The organism is Ginsengibacter sp., from assembly GCF_057362405.1.
Window position 1 is genome coordinate 46,531 of the sequence record NZ_JBMQQG010000180.1, and the last position, 18,306, is coordinate 64,836.

17 protein-coding genes are annotated in these 18,306 nt (G+C 37.0%); 3 read left to right on the forward strand and 14 right to left on the reverse strand.

Annotated elements, in window-relative coordinates; all coding sequences use genetic code 11:
• Nucleotides 1–107: 107 nt before the first annotated feature.
• The 9 genes from ACO1O5_RS15330 to ACO1O5_RS15370 form a co-directional block, all read right to left on the reverse strand.
• Nucleotides 108–2,156, reverse strand: a complete 2,049-nt coding sequence (locus ACO1O5_RS15330) for a T9SS type B sorting domain-containing protein (RefSeq protein ID WP_486271710.1) — start codon at nucleotides 2,154–2,156, stop codon at nucleotides 108–110.
• A gap of 131 nt (nucleotides 2,157–2,287) precedes the next feature.
• Nucleotides 2,288–2,704: a DUF1801 domain-containing protein gene (locus tag ACO1O5_RS15335; RefSeq protein WP_486271712.1), complete on the reverse strand. Its 417-nt coding sequence runs from the start codon at nucleotides 2,702–2,704 to the stop codon at nucleotides 2,288–2,290.
• Between the two features lie 106 nt (nucleotides 2,705–2,810).
• Entirely contained in the window at nucleotides 2,811–3,182 is a 372-nt protein-coding gene (locus ACO1O5_RS15340) for a DMT family protein (protein ID WP_486271714.1), read from the reverse strand.
• A gap of 61 nt (nucleotides 3,183–3,243) precedes the next feature.
• Nucleotides 3,244–3,924, reverse strand: a complete 681-nt coding sequence (gene truB / locus ACO1O5_RS15345; RefSeq protein WP_486271716.1) for a tRNA pseudouridine(55) synthase TruB — start codon at nucleotides 3,922–3,924, stop codon at nucleotides 3,244–3,246.
• A 9-nt stretch (nucleotides 3,925–3,933) separates the two neighbouring features.
• Nucleotides 3,934–5,277, reverse strand: coding sequence for a DUF58 domain-containing protein (locus tag ACO1O5_RS15350; RefSeq protein ID WP_486271718.1), 1,344 nt, complete (start codon nucleotides 5,275–5,277; stop codon nucleotides 3,934–3,936).
• Nucleotides 5,278–5,340: 63 nt separating this feature from the next.
• Nucleotides 5,341–6,318, reverse strand: coding sequence for an AAA family ATPase (locus tag ACO1O5_RS15355; protein ID WP_486271720.1), 978 nt, complete (start codon nucleotides 6,316–6,318; stop codon nucleotides 5,341–5,343).
• Nucleotides 6,318–7,565 carry a DUF4350 domain-containing protein gene (locus ACO1O5_RS15360; protein ID WP_486271722.1) on the reverse strand — a complete coding sequence of 416 codons (1,248 nt, stop codon included), beginning with the start codon at nucleotides 7,563–7,565 and terminating at the stop codon, nucleotides 6,318–6,320. Before ACO1O5_RS15360 ends, ACO1O5_RS15355 begins: the two co-directional genes overlap by 1 nt.
• Before the next feature lie 6 nt (nucleotides 7,566–7,571).
• Nucleotides 7,572–8,396, reverse strand: coding sequence for a hypothetical protein (locus ACO1O5_RS15365; protein ID WP_486271724.1), 825 nt, complete (start codon nucleotides 8,394–8,396; stop codon nucleotides 7,572–7,574).
• Entirely contained in the window at nucleotides 8,386–9,423 is a 1,038-nt protein-coding gene (locus ACO1O5_RS15370) for a stage II sporulation protein M (protein WP_486271726.1), read from the reverse strand. The genes ACO1O5_RS15365 and ACO1O5_RS15370 overlap by 11 nt, the downstream gene beginning before the upstream one ends.
• A gap of 111 nt (nucleotides 9,424–9,534) precedes the next feature.
• Between ACO1O5_RS15370 and ACO1O5_RS15375 the strand changes: the two genes are divergently transcribed.
• Nucleotides 9,535–10,329, forward strand: coding sequence for an RDD family protein (locus ACO1O5_RS15375; protein ID WP_486271728.1), 795 nt, complete (start codon nucleotides 9,535–9,537; stop codon nucleotides 10,327–10,329).
• Between the two features lie 14 nt (nucleotides 10,330–10,343).
• On the opposite strand, the gene ACO1O5_RS15380 is transcribed toward ACO1O5_RS15375, so the two are convergent.
• Nucleotides 10,344–10,802, reverse strand: coding sequence for a hypothetical protein (locus tag ACO1O5_RS15380; protein WP_486271730.1), 459 nt, complete (start codon nucleotides 10,800–10,802; stop codon nucleotides 10,344–10,346).
• Between the two features lie 62 nt (nucleotides 10,803–10,864).
• A complete protein-coding gene (gene proS, locus ACO1O5_RS15385) occupies nucleotides 10,865–12,340 on the reverse strand; it encodes a proline--tRNA ligase (protein WP_486271732.1) in 1,476 nt (491 codons plus the stop codon).
• Between the two features lie 195 nt (nucleotides 12,341–12,535).
• Between proS and ACO1O5_RS15390 the strand changes: the two genes are divergently transcribed.
• Complete coding sequence (locus ACO1O5_RS15390) at nucleotides 12,536–13,357, forward strand: hypothetical protein (RefSeq protein WP_486271734.1); 822 nt, start codon at nucleotides 12,536–12,538, stop codon at nucleotides 13,355–13,357.
• Between the two features lie 116 nt (nucleotides 13,358–13,473).
• Nucleotides 13,474–15,003, forward strand: coding sequence for an OmpP1/FadL family transporter (locus ACO1O5_RS15395; RefSeq protein WP_486271736.1), 1,530 nt, complete (start codon nucleotides 13,474–13,476; stop codon nucleotides 15,001–15,003).
• A 123-nt stretch (nucleotides 15,004–15,126) separates the two neighbouring features.
• Here the strand turns inward: ACO1O5_RS15395 and miaA are convergent, their stop codons facing one another.
• From miaA to ACO1O5_RS15410, 3 genes are read right to left on the reverse strand one after another with little or no spacing between them, the layout of a single operon-like run.
• Nucleotides 15,127–15,969: a tRNA (adenosine(37)-N6)-dimethylallyltransferase MiaA gene (gene miaA / locus ACO1O5_RS15400; protein WP_486271738.1), complete on the reverse strand. Its 843-nt coding sequence runs from the start codon at nucleotides 15,967–15,969 to the stop codon at nucleotides 15,127–15,129.
• Nucleotides 15,970–16,008: 39 nt separating this feature from the next.
• Nucleotides 16,009–16,578 (reverse strand): IS1096 element passenger TnpR family protein, encoded by a 570-nt coding sequence (locus tag ACO1O5_RS15405; protein WP_486271740.1) that lies wholly within the window; start codon nucleotides 16,576–16,578, stop codon nucleotides 16,009–16,011.
• Nucleotides 16,579–16,637: 59 nt separating this feature from the next.
• The gene (locus ACO1O5_RS15410; RefSeq protein ID WP_486271742.1) at nucleotides 16,638–18,107 is read right to left on the reverse strand and encodes a CCA tRNA nucleotidyltransferase; all 1,470 of its coding nucleotides are present in this window, start codon (nucleotides 18,105–18,107) and stop codon (nucleotides 16,638–16,640) included.
• Between the last annotated feature and the right edge of the window lie 199 nt (nucleotides 18,108–18,306).

Genomic DNA, 18,306 nt, shown 5'->3' on the forward strand with positions numbered 1-18,306 from the left:
GATCTTGTTTGAAAGAAAAATTATTATCTGGGGAATGGTAGCAATGTCAAAAATAACTTCCAAAGTGTGCCGTGTTCTGAAAAGTCATGATTTAACTGAATAATAATCTACCGTATCAATACAGTAGATCCTTTCTGAAAGACTTTTTTTCCTGTATCACGATTGGTATATTTTAAAATCCATACGTACACACCAGTATCCTGTGGATTTCCGTTTATAGTTCCATCCCATTTTTTTGTCCAGTCTGTGGTATGAAATACTCGCTGGCCATCGCGATTGTAAACACTAAATTCAAGATTATCCGCCTTGTATGCATTAACAGGATACAAAAAATCGTTTATGCCGTCTCCGTTAGGTGTAAAGGCGTTAGGAACAGCAATGTAACAGCTCTTAAGCACTCTTATATTTTGGTAGGCAGTATCATAACAACCAGCGATATTTTTCACAATGAGGCGAACGGTGTATATTCTTTCAGCGCTTAAAATTGGATAGTGCAGCGGAGGGGGGATTTGGGCATTACTGGTATTGCCATTACCAAATTCCCAATCATAATTAGTAATTGTCCCAATACTATTGTTGACAAATATTGCGGTGTCTTCAGGGCACAAAAGATTACTGGTTTCAAAGGCTGCGTTTAAGGTATTATCAAGATTAATAGTTTTAGTAACGGTATCACTACACACACCATTCGATACAGCCAGCACAATTTGTTTATTGCCAAAAGTCGCAAAGTAAGCAACGGGATTCTGCAGTGTACTTGTTCCCGAATAATCAAATTTCCATAGCCACTGGTTTATCCCATTTCGTCCATCATGCGAAAAGGCAACAGAATCCAGCAAACAACTCTGGAATATTTTGTAACTAAAATCTGCAGACACAGTATCTTTCGCTGCAAAATTTAAGGCAGATCCCGCCGGAGTTTCCTGGCCACATTCATCTATAATTGTATTGCCATCTGTTCCCCGCAAGAGTTTTATTTGATAATTCCCCTGACTGACAATTGGTGCTGATAAAACAACATCAATCACATTACTTAATCCATTGGCACAGTTTCCCTTTGCACTTAGTACCGAAACCAATGATGGGCCAGTAACAATAAAATCACTTCCATCAGGAGCAATAGTAGTACACTGAATTTTTTTCTTAAATACCAATTCCAAAGATTGAGGAGCGCAACCAACTTTCGTCAAACTATCCATTGGAGTGGGTTTTAATATGGGAATTACCAGTGGAATATTATTACCGGGTGCAATATTTTTATCGCAAATATCCAATAATGAGTTCCCATCATTTCCATTTTGAATAGTGATTGTATAGTTTCCCGGTGGCAAAGGATTATTTAAAGTTAATGTGAGCGAATCCATATCAAAGCCATTAGAACAGTCTAAGCTGGCCGCTCCTGCTATTGCTGTCACCGCAGGCGAAATGGCAAAATCGCTTCCATTTGCCGCAAGGCTGCTGCATTTTAATTTTTTATTAAGCCTCACTGTAATTTGTGTCGCATCGCATGAAGCAGACGTACTAACGATATTTGGGATAAGCGTGTCCGTTATACTTGCAGTGCCGCCGCCAAATGATAATTTATAACCATTTTGTGATGGCGTATACCTTGTAAAATGGCTTAACAACAAGAGATAATTATGCCCGATTTTTAATATAGGCATCGAACTGAAAGTTGGATAGCCTGTGCCAGCACAGTTTTGCAAAGAATGTCCGGCGGCAGATGCTCCGGTAAGTCCTACATTACCGGACCAGTTACATGCTACAAACAACGAAGTGTTGGTATATACTTCGTCAGGATTGTGGCCGGTAATATCAAACAGTTCCCAGTCGTAGTCATCATTTAAATCATTCGGAGTTATTAAAAAGCCTAAAGTTCCCGGGCTGAAGCAGGTAAATTTATACCAGAACGGATTCGTGTCTGCAACACCATCGCGGCTGCAGGTGCCAGGTATTAATTTTCCACCGCAATATGGTACAGTGCTCTGGCTGAATGTATCGATCCCACAAACAGGGAATGCAGTAGACGGATTTTGTCCAAGCGTGGTACAGGTTTGGGAGTTTACACGCAAATCAACAAACGAAATAATAAATAATACTGAAATAAATTTTAGAAACATATTGGAATGACCAGTTATAGTAACCTTTCGCTGCAAATATGAAAGAATTATTTGATTACGAAATAGTACAAATGTTCGAAAGAATTGTTAATTCAACAATACAAATATTTCATTCTTAAACATCTTGCCTTCTGCTTCGGAATGTGTGAGTTGAAATCGCGAAAGGATTACCCATATTTATTCTTCATGTGAGTATAAGCAGCTTTTATAAGATTATTGAGAACGTCGATATTTACATCACTCAACTTGTTAATGTGGAGACAGCCCTTGCCTGTTTTATATTTTCCAAGTTTTTCCATTAATTCCGGGCGATTATTGATGCCTCCTGAAATATACAAAGTGATATTTTGTTTCCTGGGTGAAAACCCAATCATACACATATCGCCTTCATGGCCACTTTCATATTTGTAATGATAAGACCCAAATCCAATAATAGCAGGGCCCCACATTTTCGCCTCATGCTTTGAAATATCTTTCATCATTTCTGCTATTGCAAAACAATCTTTTCGTTTGCCCTCATCCTGAATCGCATTCAGAAACCCGGCAAAATTCTCATCGGTCTTTTTTGTCTTGATTTCGGCCATAATGCATAATTATTTTGAATTGAGTCTAAAAAATCTTTTGTCAAAATTTTACTTAAATGGTTCAACGAAAATAATACTGTTTGCATATAAAGAGAAGTGCGCCGGCTTATTTCTTGAAGAGAAAGTAAACGGCCAAAATCAAAAATCCAAAACCTACTAGGTGATTTATTTTGAAAGGCTGGCCTTTAAAAAAAATTAATGTGAATGCTGTAAACACCGTAAGCGTAATTACTTCCTGAACAACTTTCAGTTGCCATAAAGTAAAGGGACCACCGTCATCCACAAAACCAATTCGGTTGGCAGGAACCTGGAAAAGATATTCAAAAAAAGCAATTCCCCAACTGATGACGATAATAAGAAACAAACTTGCACCAGGGAGCCAATTCATCTGTTTCATTTTCAAATGACCATACCATGCGAATGTCATAAACGTGTTGGAGCAAATGAGCAGCAGTATTGTTATCACAGCTTTCTTCATAAAAAAGATTGAGGTTTTGATTTTGGCTACAAATACAATTCCAAAAAAGAGTTTTAAATTTTTAGCTTTCGCCTTTTTTTGAATTCGCGACGAAATCGTCCATGGTTACAGACTCTGCTAAAGTGAAATTTCCTATCCGTGTGCGGCATAAACTGCTAAGGTAAGCGCCGCAGCTAAGCGCAGCACCAAAATCATTTGCCAAACTTCGTATATACGTTCCTGTTGTACATACCACCTTAAACGTAACCACTGGAAGATTTACATTGGTTATTTCAAATTGCCTAATGGTAATTTTTCTTGGCTCCATAATTACCTCAACTCCTTTTCTTGCCAATAAATAAACAGGCTTTCCTTTTTGTTTTATTGCAGAATGTATCGGCGGAAATTGCATTAGTTCACCTGTGAATCTTTTCGATGTTTCAATGATTGTTTGTTCACTTACTCCTTCAATTGATTTAAAATTTACAGGTTCACTTTCCAGGTCAAATGTTGGTGTTGTAGCACCTAAAGTAATGGTGCCGGTATATTCCTTTTCCTGCGCCATGTATTCGTTTATGCTCTTGGTAAATTTTCCGGTACAAACTATTAAAAGCCCTGTGGCTAAGGGATCCAGCGTGCCGGCATGGCCAACTTTTTTTATTTTGACTGTGTTGCGAATTTTTCTGACCACGTCGAAAGATGTCCAGTGCAATGGTTTATTAATAAGGAGAACCCTTCCTTCTTCAAAAGTATTTTCATTCATCATAAAGCATTAAATGGCCTGCCGCGTTTTTAATTCCAAATATTTATTAATGGTATTTACTGTTAATCTTTGTGGTGAAGTAAGCAAGGATAAAATTCCATATTTCAATAATTCTTTTGCGATCAGCCGTTTTTCAAATGTAAATTTTTCGGCTATAGTTTTTATATACACATCTTCAACTTTTGTGGCGTGCGATGTAGTAAGTTTTTCCAACTCTGTATTTTCAAAGAAAACAACCAATAATAAATGATGGCTTGCCAGAGATCGTAAATAATCAATCTGTCTATTCAAACCGGACAACGATTCAAAATTCGTAAACAAAATAAGCAGGCTCCGGTTTTTAATCCGGTTCCTTATTTGCATATACAGCATCTCAAAATCACTTTCGAGGAAACCCGTTGTTTGATTATATAATAATTGCAGAATATTATCTTTTTGAACCGGCTTACGATCTGCTGCCAATATGGTTCCGATCGTATTCGAAAAAGTAATTACGCCAACGCGATCCTGTTTCTTAAGACAAATATTGCTTAACACGAGGCAACTATTAATAGCATGATCTAACAGCGTTAACCCTCCAAATGGCATTTTCATCAGGCGGCCCTTATCAATTATGCAATACACCTGCTGCGACCTTTCATCCATAAAATTGTTTACCATTAAACCGCCTTTGCGTGCAGAAGCCTTCCAGTTAAGGGTACGGATGTCATCGCCGGTTACGTACTCTTTTATTTGCTCAAACTCCATGCTCTGGCCAATCTTACGCATTCGCCGGCTTCCGCCTTCATTTTGAATTATTGCATTGGAAAGCAATTCATATTTATACAACTGCATAAATGAAGGATACACTTTTACCGTTTCTGCAACCTCAGAAGTAAACCTGTGGCTAACCAATCCTAACGGTGATGTAACAAACAGGTGAACATTTCCAAAATGATATTCTCCTCTTTGCTGAGGCCGCAAATAATATTGAATTTTTTGTTGCTGCTTTTCTTTCAAATTTAATTGCCTCTTCCATTTTATGTCCTGGAATTGTTCCGGCAGCTCATCAATAATATTTACATGAACTGGAAAAGAAAATTCATTTTTGATGATCAACTCAATTTTGTTTTCATCACCATTACTCAACCGGCCGGCTGTAATTCTTGTTGCGAATGGATACTTTTTAGTAAAGAATAAAAAGCTGTAGTCGGCTAAGGAAAGAATAATAAAGGCAAAAAAGGTAACAGAAGCAATTACTTCGAACCAACGGAAATAAAATGATGCTATAAATAATAAAATACATACCAGAAGCCCTCCGTAAAAACGGGTAGTAAGGAATAAGTCGCCAAAATATCTTTTTGTAAAACTCATTTATTTTTCAATTGCGAATAGATAACAATTCATCAGTGACCTGCTGACTCAATGACTTCATTTTTATCTCGGCACTTCAATACTGGTGATGATATTTTCCACTAATTCGTCGGGTGTAATTCCTTCCATCTCTTTTTCTGGTGTTAAGATTATTCTGTGCCGCATAACCGGCGCAGCCATTTCGAGTACATCCTCAGGCTTTACAAAATCTCGTCCTTTAATGGCTGCATTTGCTTTAGATGCTTTCAATATAGCCAGCGATGCCCTTGGGGATGCACCTAAAAATAAGGATGGATTGTTTCTCGTTTGGTTTACAATTTTTGCAATAAACTCTACCAGCTTCGGATCAATCAAAATCCCGGTAATGATTTGCCTGTATTCTGCAATTTGCGCTGTTGACAGTATTTTATTTACATCCTGCAACAATGCATTTTGACTAAGCGTTTGTTGATTAAGCAGAATATTAATTTCTTCCTCAAGCGTTGGATAATTGACATTTATCTTAAACAAAAACCTGTCTAATTGCGCTTCGGGCAGCCGGTACGTTCCTTCCTGCTCAATAGGGTTTTGCGTTGCTAAAACGAGAAACGGAAAATCCATGATGTGCGTTGTTCCATCAATGGTAACTTGTCTTTCTTCCATTACTTCAAACAAAGCGGCCTGTGTTTTTGCGGGAGCCCTGTTTATTTCATCTATCAAAATAATATTACTGAAGATCGGGCCTCTTTTAAATTGAAAATCCGCTGCTTTAGGATTAAAAACTGAAGTGCCCAACACATCGCTTGGCATTAAATCTGGTGTAAACTGAATACGCGAAAATTCTGCGTTAATAATTTTTGCCATCAGCTTTGCGGTTAGCGTTTTGGCAACTCCGGGAACGCCTTCAATTAAGATGTGTCCATCGCAAAGCAAGCCAATCATTAGCATATCAACCATCTCATGCTGACCAACAATTACTTTGCCTATTTCATTTCTTATACCGGCAACAGCAGCACTTAAACCACTAAGATCAATTCTTTGTTCAAAAATATTTTCTTCCATTAGCTTTGGTTTTTATAAAAGTTTTCAATTTCAATATTTAATTGCACTAACATTTTATCATCAACCCTTTCTCCACTATGCACCCTTTCTATTAATGAAAATAACTGTTGCGTTGTATCTTTTGGCACGCCGCTTTTGCCTGAAAGAGAATTTATAAATTCATCATCAATCTTTGAAGTATTAATGAAGTATTTGTTGCGAATGTGTTCAAAAAAATAGGTGATCATCTTCTCCGAGATATGGTTATTATCTTTTTTCTGCAGGTACAATCGTCCTACTGTTTCAGTAAAATTAACGGTTGTATTTATATTGGGTTTTACCACGTTAATAATTCTCTGCTTCCTTTTTGCATTAAATAATATGAATAGAAGTAAACCAATAATTCCAAGCCAGAATGCCCAGAGCAAAGGCGGATGTTGTCTTATAACACTCAGAGATGAAAAGTTATCTTCATTGCTGTCATTGTTGCCTTTCCTGCGGTTAGGGTTTGTGTTTTTATAATACTCATCCCAGTAAATATTTTTAGGATCGCTACGCAAATAAGAAAGTACATTTTCCAGGTATTCATGATTGTTGCCAGACAACAAAAAGTAATTACTGAAAACCCGCGGTGCCACGTGAAGATAAATTCGCCCTTTGCCCCAAAACAGTAGTATATAATCAGGTTCTTTTTTTTCGTTTAGTCCCAAAACCTTTGTAAATGCGGTATCGTAGCCTGAAAGTGAATTTAAAAAGGGATAATAATAATAGCTATAGGAAGGTGATTTAATATCATCGCCTTCGTACATGCTAACGTTGGTCTGATTCATCAGGCCCTTTGTTTCATCAACAATTTCAGCCATTCTTTCATTGTTGCAATTTATATTTTCGAGCAGGCGGGTATCAATATAATCTGCAGAAATAAAAAGATCATTCCCTGCTTTTACATAATCCATAAAAGCATTTACTTCAGTATAATTAAGTACCAGGTTTTTAGTAACCAGGAAATACAATGAATACTTCTTACTACTGGAATAGTCTTTTATAACATTCCATTCCTCGTCAAATGGATCGGTTACCGTTTCTACATAACGATCATTAAAAAGATCTTTAAATTCCTTGTAGGCAATAAATGACCCAAATGGCCGCTTATCTGTTTTGCGATAGTCCTCGTTCAACGGCGGCAGCACACGGCCTGACTGTATGCAGCTACCCATTGATATTGCAACACAAACAAAAAACAAAATATATCGCATCTTATTTTTCAAACAAGATTATATTTTTGTATTAAATGAAATAAAGTCATCTTTTAATTTTTGATAACGGTCCTGCTTAATCGCGAATTTTCCATACCATATATATTCATAATTTAACGTTAACGACGCAAAATCAAATTGATAAGATTTGTCGTCCAGTTCCTGTACATACATCTTATTCGTTTTATCAGGAGAAAAACGAATTAATTCCGCGTCGGAAAGTTTTTTAAGCGACTGCAAAAACAAATATCTTACTGCAAGGTTGAAATCATTTTTTGATTCAGCTTCAATAATAAGATTATTATAGGCCGAATATTCATTCAGCTTTTCTGGTTCCTCAACAGACTCTTCTACATAGCTTTCCCTGCTTGCCCGTGTAAACATACCTCCTCTAAAAAATAATCTGTACAAAATAAATCCAATAAAGAAGATAGCAATTAGCCAGAAAAAAATCTTTACAGGAATGCTATTTAAAATTCCGGGAGAAGAAGATGAAGAATTTGAAGTTGTTTTGCTTTTGCTTCTTCCGGAGTTTTCGTCGATACTTATAGTATCTATTCTTAAGTCGTTCTTTTTCTTTTTGAGTAAGCTATCGAGATAGGCCATATAGCCAAATTCAGGGCTTCGTTTCCATTTTAATAAAGAATCACCCGAACTGGCAATTAAAATTTTAGTAACAACGGTATCACCTATATCCTCAGCGTCATTATACCCTGAATCGGGAGAAATAACTGCCGTGGCAGTATCCGAACTGACGTCACTGCTATCCTGGGCGTAGCAGAAGCTATTAAAAAAAAACAGCACAATAAAAATTCCGGAAAATCTTATACGATTATTGTTCATAGGCTATTCCATTCTTTATAATTTTTCCCTTTTCCCAGGCAATACCGCTTTTATGCAACCGAATTGGATAAAGCACAAAATACCACAATATTAAAAAGAATGAACCTGCCAGGATTAAGACACTTACAGGAACGGGGAGGCCAATATCGTGAGAATCTTTTTGAAAAGTATTACTCATCAGGTGCGTAACATAGCTTTCAAAAAAGGCGGCTATAATAAAAAACGGGATAAGGCTTATACAAATCTTCATCGCATCTTTTGCCGATTTTAAGAATGATTGTTTGCGTGTATACGTGCCCGGGAACAACCAGCCAAAACCAAGTATAAGTCCCGCACAGCTAGCAATTACAATGGATGATATTTCAATAGTTCCATGTATCCATATAACCAACACCGATTGCCAGCCGAGCCCCTGCGAAAAAAATATGTATTGAAAACAACCTAACATAAGGCCATTGGTCCACATGAAAAATATAGTTCCTATTCCAAATAGAACACCAAATACAACACTATAAAACGCCACTTTAATATTATTATAAGCAATATGCACAAACATTGAGAAAGGATTAGCGTCTTTATAAACTCCGAACGGATCACCTTTTTGAATTCGTGAAATGGTTTGATCATAATAGCCAGACTGCACGTTATGATTAAAATAATTTTCTGCATAGTTGGGATCAGTGGTGGAAGAAATGATACCAACCGTGACAAACAAAACAAAAAGGATTAATGTAAAAAGAAAAGTTTTATGATATTTTCGAAACAATAAAGGCAACTCATATTTCCAGAACAATAATATTCTCGAATATTTATGTTTCCTGTTTTTATAAATGCTTTGATATATTCCGGCGGCTATTCCGTTGATCCATCGGGTTACTTTGCTATGCGGATAGAAAGTTTTTGCATAAGAGAGGTCGTCGAGCAGGGTTACAAACCTGTCCGCCATTTCATCAGGATCCTTAGATTCTTCATGCTGATATTGATTCCATTTATCAACATTTTTTTTTATAAACCTTGCCTCACGCATTGCATAAAATTAAGACGTAAACATATAAATATAGTGTTTACAAATTGAACTAATTTACCCAATTAAAAAATAAATAACCGGCAATTTCTGTTTAATATAATAATTTGCCTTATGAGCCTGATCCAGATTGCTACACCATTTAATATTGATCTCGAATTTGAAATTGCGGAGTTTCATAAGAGGCTTTTTGCTTACCTCATAGATTTCACCTTGCTCATTTTATATTTCATTGGTATGAAATTTCTTTACTATGGCGGATTTGACGAAGCCAGTGAAGACGTATTAAAAAGCCACATGGGAATTGATATCCTTACGATTTCTCTGCCAATGCTATTATATTCGCTCGTTACTGAAGTAATGATGCATGGACAAACGATTGGAAAAAAGTTGATGAATATCAGGGTAATAAGCCTTGATGGCGGAGAACCTGAATTAAGCCAATACCTTGTACGATGGATGTTTAAGGCATATGAATGGCCTTTCTTTTTTGGATACACCGTTCTTACAAGGGTAAGCCTTATCGTCTACATAATCATTACCGGGTTCTTTGGAATTATTGTAGTTATTATTATTGCAGTTTCAAAAAAGAATCAACGACTTGGCGACCTGGCAGCCAACACAGTTGTTGTCAATACTAAATCAGTTTTTACTGTGGAGGATACCGTTTTTATGGAAATACAGCAAACCGATTACGTTGTGAAATTTCCTACGGTTCTAAAATTATCAGACCGTGATATTAATACCATTAAGAATGTAATCAACATGTTTTACAGGAATCACAATACCGAAACATGTGCAAGGGTAGCAATTAAAGTTCAGGAAGTTTTAAATATACAAACTGATATGTATGCGATTGATTTTTTAGAAAAATTATTGGCTGATTATAATTACCTGGCCTTGAAATAATTTTTGGGGATTTCTTAACGCATGGCAGCTCCGATGATACTTACTATAATTATCAATGCATAAAACGAAAGAATTGCTATGGTGAAAATTCCATAAAATTTGAACATTGATTTTAGGTTCATCAATGCGTCATCAAAATTTTCCTGGCTGATATTTTTTGTTGCTACCTGCATTTTTACAGAAAATCTATAAAGATATAAGCAAGGAAAAAATAAAAATACTGCCAGGATCAAATAAATCACGGTCATTATAGTTTTTGTTGAAGATGAAAAACTTAATGATGCTTCTGAGACATTATTCTGAGTAAATTGCGACAGTAATGCAGGTATCAAAAAAGCCAGCACAACCATAAATCCACAAAATATAAATCCTATTATAGCAAGAAATTTACCCCATTTTGCTGATTCCGTTAAATAGCTCTGTGCCTGGGGAGTTACCTGAAGATCATTATTGAGCAAGTCAAGATTTTCCATCGTACTTAGTTTTGAATATTTAAATATTTTATTTGGAATAAATTATTTTAAACTTACAATTTTTAATACGCTCTTGCAAATAAGACTCGTTCATTGCTTGGGTTTCCGGTGAGAATGCATTTACCTTCTTCCTTTGTATTATTTAACGGAATACAGCGTATAGTCGCCTTCGTTAGTTCTTTTATTTTTTCTTCTGTCTCTGCTGTGCCGTCCCAATGGGCCGAAACAAAACCACCTTTGGTATCCAGCAGTTTTTCAAAATCTTCCCAGGTATCGGCCCTGGTAATATTAGTATCGCGGAATATTTTTGCTTTATTATAAATATTTTCCTGGATATCGTTAAGGAGCGCCACAACGGTATTTGCGAGTCCATCCATCGATACAGTTATCTTTTCTTTTGTATCCCTTCGGGCGATTTCTACAACGTTATTTTGCATATCCCTGGCACCGATAGCAATTCGCACCGGCACACCTTTTAATTCGTATTCTGCAAATTTCCACCCGGGGCGATTATTATCGTCATCATCATATTTCACCTTTACCCCCAGCGCTTTAAAATCCTCCATCCAAATTTGAACCTTCTCATCTATCTGTTGTTTTTGTTCCGCCCCTTTGTAAATGGGAACTATAACCACTTGTATCGGTGCAATTTTGGGTGGTAAAACCAATCCATCATCATCGCTATGCGCCATTACCAAAGCCCCAATAAGCCGGGTACTAACGCCCCAACTGCTGGCCCAAACATAATCCAGTTTATTTTCTTTATCTGTGAACTGCACGTCGAAGGCTTTCGCAAAATTCTGGCCCAGGTAATGTGATGTACCCGATTGTAATGCCTTTCCATCCTGCATCAGGGCTTCTATACAATATGTATCTACTGCACCGGCAAACCTTTCACTGGCGCTTTTTACTCCTTTAATTACCGGTAGCGACATCCATTCTTCGGCAAATTTTGCATAGACGTTTAGAATCAATAAAGTTTCGTCTATAGCTTCCTGTGAGGTTGCATGTGCGGTATGTCCTTCCTGCCATAAAAATTCGGTGGTGCGTAAAAAAAGCCGTGTACGCATTTCCCACCTTACCACGTTGGCCCATTGGTTAACTAATATGGGCAAATCCCGGTAAGATTGAATCCATGTCTTGTAAGTATTCCAGATAATAGTTTCCGATGTGGGCCTAACAATTAATTCTTCCTCCAGTTTGGCATCAGGGTCAACAACAATTCCACCACCATCAGGATCATTCATTAAACGGTAATGAGTAACAACGGCACACTCTTTTGCGAATCCTTCCACGTGAGCTGCCTCTTTACTTAGAAAGCTTTTAGGTATAAATAAAGGGAAATATGCGTTCTGGTGCCCGGTTTCTTTAAACATCTTATCCAATTGGTCACGCATGTTTTCCCACAGTGCAAAGCCATAAGGTTTTATAACCATACATCCCCGCACAGCGCTGTAATCCGCTAGCCCGGCTTTCAAAACAATATCGTTATACCACTGCGAATAATCTGTTTCCCTTTTGGTAATTTCTTTACTCATTTTATACTCGAATTCTTTTTGACAACGCCTTTTTTTTGAACGAAAATTTTGTTTAAAAAACTATTTTTTGTCTTTGCAGTTTTTTAACAATCATTCGTACAATAATCATGAATTTGTCGGTAATTAAATCTTAAATTTACATACAAAGGTTGCAAAAGTACCAACTTCATTTTTAAAATCTTCAAACTAAAAAACATGAAACCTATACTTATACATTTATTTGGAATTATAGTGGTTTTTAGCAGTTGTTCTTCTGCATATAGAATCGGGCAAACGCCTGATGATGTTTATTATTCACCGGCGCCTGTACAGGAAGAATACGTAACTTCTGACAACCAACAGGACAAGGATAGTTATGCATATAACAATTCAGGTAATATCGAAGATCTTGCAATAAGAAGAGGTATCAATGATCCCGCATTTCGCAATAATATTTCTCTGGATTTAGGTTATGGGTATTATCCTTATGATTCTTACGGCTCTCCATTCTACAACCCTTATAATTCTTACTATAATCCTTACGCTTATACCGGGGTTACTTTTTATCCTTACAATAATTATTACAACAGTTTTTATTCTCCTTATAACAACTATTATTCTCCATACTATAATAGTTATTATCCGCCACTTTATTATATATCAAAACCTGGTGTTACGGGTAATTACAGCGGACCCAGGCAATACAATCTTGGTATTTATAATGTTAATAATAATCGCCAGACCACAGGTTCTCCATCCACCACCTCAGCACCTGTACGCACGTTTAAACCGCAACCAACCACAACAGGGGTTGGAGGTTTTGTAAGAAGAATTTTTACGCCTTCAAATAATAGTAGTAGAAGTTATTATCGCGGCAATAACAACAATAATTACAATAACAACAATAACTATAATAATAATAATAATACAACACCTACAAGAACATTTCAACCCAGCAATTCGGGAAGTAGTTCAGGAGGCAGTTCATCGTCCGGGGGCGGTGGTGGGAGTGCTCCTGTAAGAACTTTTAGGCATTAAGATTTTATTTAAAGGGTGGTTAAAGCTGCCCTTTTATTTATATATGTAAAGTTAACCCTCAGATTATACCGTCTCAATTTCAGATCTTTCTTAAACGATTCTACAACTATTGTACTATGAAAGCAACATATATACTAGCATTCGCATTGTTTGCTATCACTAAAATATATGCACAGGAGCCGGCAGATGCGCTTCGATATTCATGGCTAACACAAAACGGAACAGCTCGCAACCAGGCCATTGGCGGAGCCGGCGCTTCATTGGGCGGCGAATTTTCTTCATTGTTTATTAATCCTGCGGGGTTAGGTTTTTATAAAACGAGCGAATTTGTTTTAACCCCGGGATATTCGTTAAAAAATTTCAACTCTACTTATAGAAGCAATTCGGAAAAAAGCAAAGACAACAATTTTAACCTTGGAGCTAGCGGGCTTTTAGTTGCTTCGCCTACGCCTGACCGTCCGGTAAAAAGCTTCACTTTTGCAATTGGGGCTAACAGGATCGCAGATTTTAATAAACACATCTATTATAAAGGGCAGAACTTATCTAGTTCTTATTCTGAAAAATATCTTGAGGAATTGGCTAATGACAATGTTACAGACCCCAATGTTGCTGCCTCAGGTTACCCGTTTGGTTCCAGCCTTGCCTTCAATACATACCTTATTGATACCGTCCAGGCGAACGGATCTGTCACAGGATACAGAAGCCTGGCTAATCCCAACTATGGCTTAACCCAGGAAAATACCATTAATACCTCTGGCGGAATTACAGATATTTCGGCCGGCGTTGGACTTAACTTAAGAGAAAAGTTCTTTTTTGGAGGTTCCCTTAGTTTTCCATTCCTGAATTATAATCGCGATGGCCATTATAAGGAAAGTGATGCTTCTGGCAATCCTAATAATAATTTCAATTATTTTGAAGCTAACGAAACTTTAAATACCAAGGGCGTAGGCATTAACGCGAAACTGGGAATTATTTACAAACCCGTTGAAGACGTAAGGCTGGGACTCGCTATACACACTCCTACTGCATTCGAGCTTACTGATAAATATTCCGCCGAAGTAATAACCGACCTCGAAGGCTATGGAGGTGCGGGAGTAAAAAGACAAAGTTCTCTTGATTTAAATAACGGGCAATTGCTGGAAACAAAGTATAATTTAATTACTCCGCTAAAAGTTATTGTTAGTGGATCTTACATTTTGCGTGAAGCAGCAGACGTAAGAAATCAGCGTGGATTTATTACCGCCGATATTGAGTATGTTAATTATAGAGGAGCTTCTTTTAAGGCATTTGATAAAACTGATGCAGTCTCCAAAGATTATTATTCATCATTAACCCAGGCAATTAAGAATACTTATAAAAATGCAGTTAATGCAAGAATTGGCGGAGAGCTGAAATTTGATACTTATATGTTCAGGCTGGGCGGCGCTTATTATGGCAATCCCTATAAGAACGAAAGTGCCAGTCTATTTAAAGTGAGTGGTGGCTTGGGTTACCGGAACAAAGGAATTTTTATTGATCTAACGTATGTGTATACACTTAATAAAGACATTAACTATCCTTACCAGCTCCAGGACAAGCCAAATTCCGCAGCAATAATAAAAAATAACGGTGGAAATATTATTGCAACGGTTGGGTTTAAGATATAAGATTTTGTTACTAAGAGCTAAATTCACCCGTCGTTCGGGCTATCACGATATGCTTCTAAAATGGCAAGTTGTTATTTGGTGAATTATTATTTTTAGGGTTTCAGGTTGAAACCTTAAAGGGGGTCAATCATTAAACTTCTTAAACCATGTAATCTGTCTCTTGGCAAAATGCCGTGTATTTTTTTTAATATCATCAATCGCTTTATTTAAAGAAATCTTTCCTTCCATAAATTCGAACAACTCTTTGTAACCTACAGTCTGTAGCGCATTCAAATGTCGGTACACAAAAAGCCCTTCAGCTTCTTTCAATAAACCGGTACTAATCATATAATCGACCCGGCTATTTATTCTTTCATACAATTCGTCCCTTGGGATTTCCAGGTTGATCTTTTTTATTTCAAAATCCCTGTTAACTTTTTTGCCCGAATGAAAATCAAGAATTGAATTACCTGTAGATAACTTTACTTCAAGCGCCCGCATCATTCTTTGTGGATTTTGCATTTCACCCGAACCAAAATAAAGAGGATCGGTTGCTTTAATTTCATTTTGAAGCCATTCAATTCCCTTTTTTTTATAAGCCTTAGTAATTTTATCACGAATATTTTCATCAACTAACGGAACATCATCAATGCCTTCGCAAAAAGCTTTAATGTAGAGGCCGGTGCCACCCACCATAACAGCTACATCATTTGTTTCAAATATTTTGCTTAGCGCACTTAGCGCATATTGCTCAAAAACTTTTACATTAACATCGTCGTGAATAGAATGGGAATTGATGAAATGATGTGATATACATTTAAGTTGCCCAGGAGAAGGCTTTGCAACGCCAATGTTTAATTCCTTATAACATTGCCGGCTATCCGCAGAAATAATTTCAGTATTATATTTTTTGGCAATTTCAATAGCATAATCTGTTTTTCCAACAGCGGTAGGCCCTGATATGACAATGCAGGTTTTGTGCTTCATAAAAATGCTGAGGTTTGTAAAGAACCCGGCAATTGATTATTAAATTTCCTCCGATGTGTTTTCCTCTACGTCCTCGTCGGCTTCAGTTTCGGCATCTGTTTCCCCTTCTTCTCCAAACCCGTCGGGCATTACAGCGCTGTTTAGATCGTATTTCTCTTCGATCTCAGCAAGTTTTTCGTTAATGAGGCCTTTGGTCCCATATTGGCTGGGTCCTATCCCTTCGCTTCGTATACAGGATGGGTAGGCAATTTTATTATCTTCTTCTTTATTTACGCTGATAAGCTCAACCATAAATGTCCAGTTCTTATGAAAGTCATACACATAAATGAATTTCTGGTTGGGATCCTTTATTTCTGACCCAACCGTCGTTTCCTTCATAAACAGTGGTTTGGCCGCATATTCTTTATCATACATCTCAAGAGTTATCTCCTTTCCACGCTGCCACTTATCGTTGCTCCGGTAAAATGTTGCGTTGTGTTTATTGTCAAACTCGAAGCATTTTAAAATAATCGTGTGTAATTCAAAAAAATGTTGCGTAGGCTTTACTACAACATCGCGGTAAACGCTGTCATCATCTTCCCAATATATCCTGAATTTTAAAACTGCCATATCACGAAATTAAGAATTACTGATCAATAAAAATATCCAAAAGTGATTAGTTAGCTCTTTTAGTTAGTAATCTTTTTCTGTATACCAAGTTCTTTGGCCTTCTGTTCCATGAATGCAAATGCAGCATCAAATTGATTCGGAATTAGTCCATCCAGCATCGCTTCACGAACGGCATTTTTTATTTCTCCAACTATTCTTGAAGGAGGAAGTCCGTATTCCTGCATAATAATTTCCCCGGTTATAGGAGGCTGCCAGTTTCGAAGGTGATCGGATTCTTCAACTTCTTTCAATCGTCTTTCGACCATTTCAAAATTTGATAAAAACCGCTGCACCTTTTGCTTGTTCTTTGATGTAATGTCCGCTTTACATAAAGTCATTAGAGATTCAATATCATCACCGGTATCAAATATAAGTCTTCGTATAGCCGAGTCAGTTATGTTTTCTTTTGTCAGGCTGATTGGTCGTAAATGTAACTCAACCATCTTTCTCACAAATTTCATTTTCTCATTCTGTGGCAATTTTAGCTGTGCAAATATTTTGGGAACCATTCGTCCGCCTACTACTTCATGTCCATGAAACGTCCAACCATGGCCTTCTTCAAATTTTTTGGTAGCCGGTTTGGCAATGTCATGTAAAATAGCCGCCCACCTCAGCCAAAGGTCATCTGTATTAGGTGCAATATTGTCCAGCACCTGCAAAGTGTGGTAAAAATTATCTTTATGCCCTTTGCCATCAATATATTCTGCACCCGCAAGCAATACCATCTGCGGAAAAATGATTTTCAGCAAGCCACTTTTATATAAAAGCTCAAACCCTATTGAGGGCTTTTTGGTTAAAATAATTTTATTTAATTCATCCGTTATTCTTTCGCCACTTACAATACTAATGCGATGGGCATTCCTTTTTATGGCTTCAAAAGTTTCCGGAGCTATACTGAAATTCAATTGAGCAGAGAACCGAATGGCACGCATCATTCGTAAAGGATCATCACTAAATGTTTGATCGGGATGAAGCGGTGTTTTTATAATCTTTTGTTCAATATCACCAATTCCATTTAAGGGATCTACCAGCTTTCCAAAATCATTTTTGTTGAGGCTTACTGCAATGGTATTTATCGTGAAATCCCTTCTCAGCCTGTCATCGTCAAGAGTTCCCGGCTCCACATCAGGTTTTCGGCTATTGCGGTTATAGCTTTCTTTTCTTGCGCCAACAAATTCTATTTCAAACGCGGCCTCATCCAATCCTTTATCAGTTGGGGAAAAAAAACACTTATTATAAATTTTTATTTGGGCTGTCCCGAAATTTTTAAAAATATTAACCTCAGGAACCGGGTAAAATTGCTTTGCTGTTTTTTCCGCCAGGTCTATTCCATCTCCAAGGCAAACGATATCTGCATCTTTGGTTGGCCTACCCAATATCTTATCTCTTACAAAACCACCAATAACAAACACGGGTACATTTATTTCTTCTGCCGCTTTACTAATTTTTTTTAAAATGAAAACTTCATCATCATTGCATTGAATATCCATGCTACAAAATTAAATGTTTTGGTTCATCGTAATTTAAAGGCTGCTGCATTCAATTTATCGTGGTTGTTGTATTCGCTGATGAATGATTCTGAAAGACATTATAATTTTTTATGTAATTATCCCTTTAATTTCGTGGCATTAATGTTGAACCATATACAATAATGTTGAAAACTTCGTTTATTTAGAAGAATGCTTGACA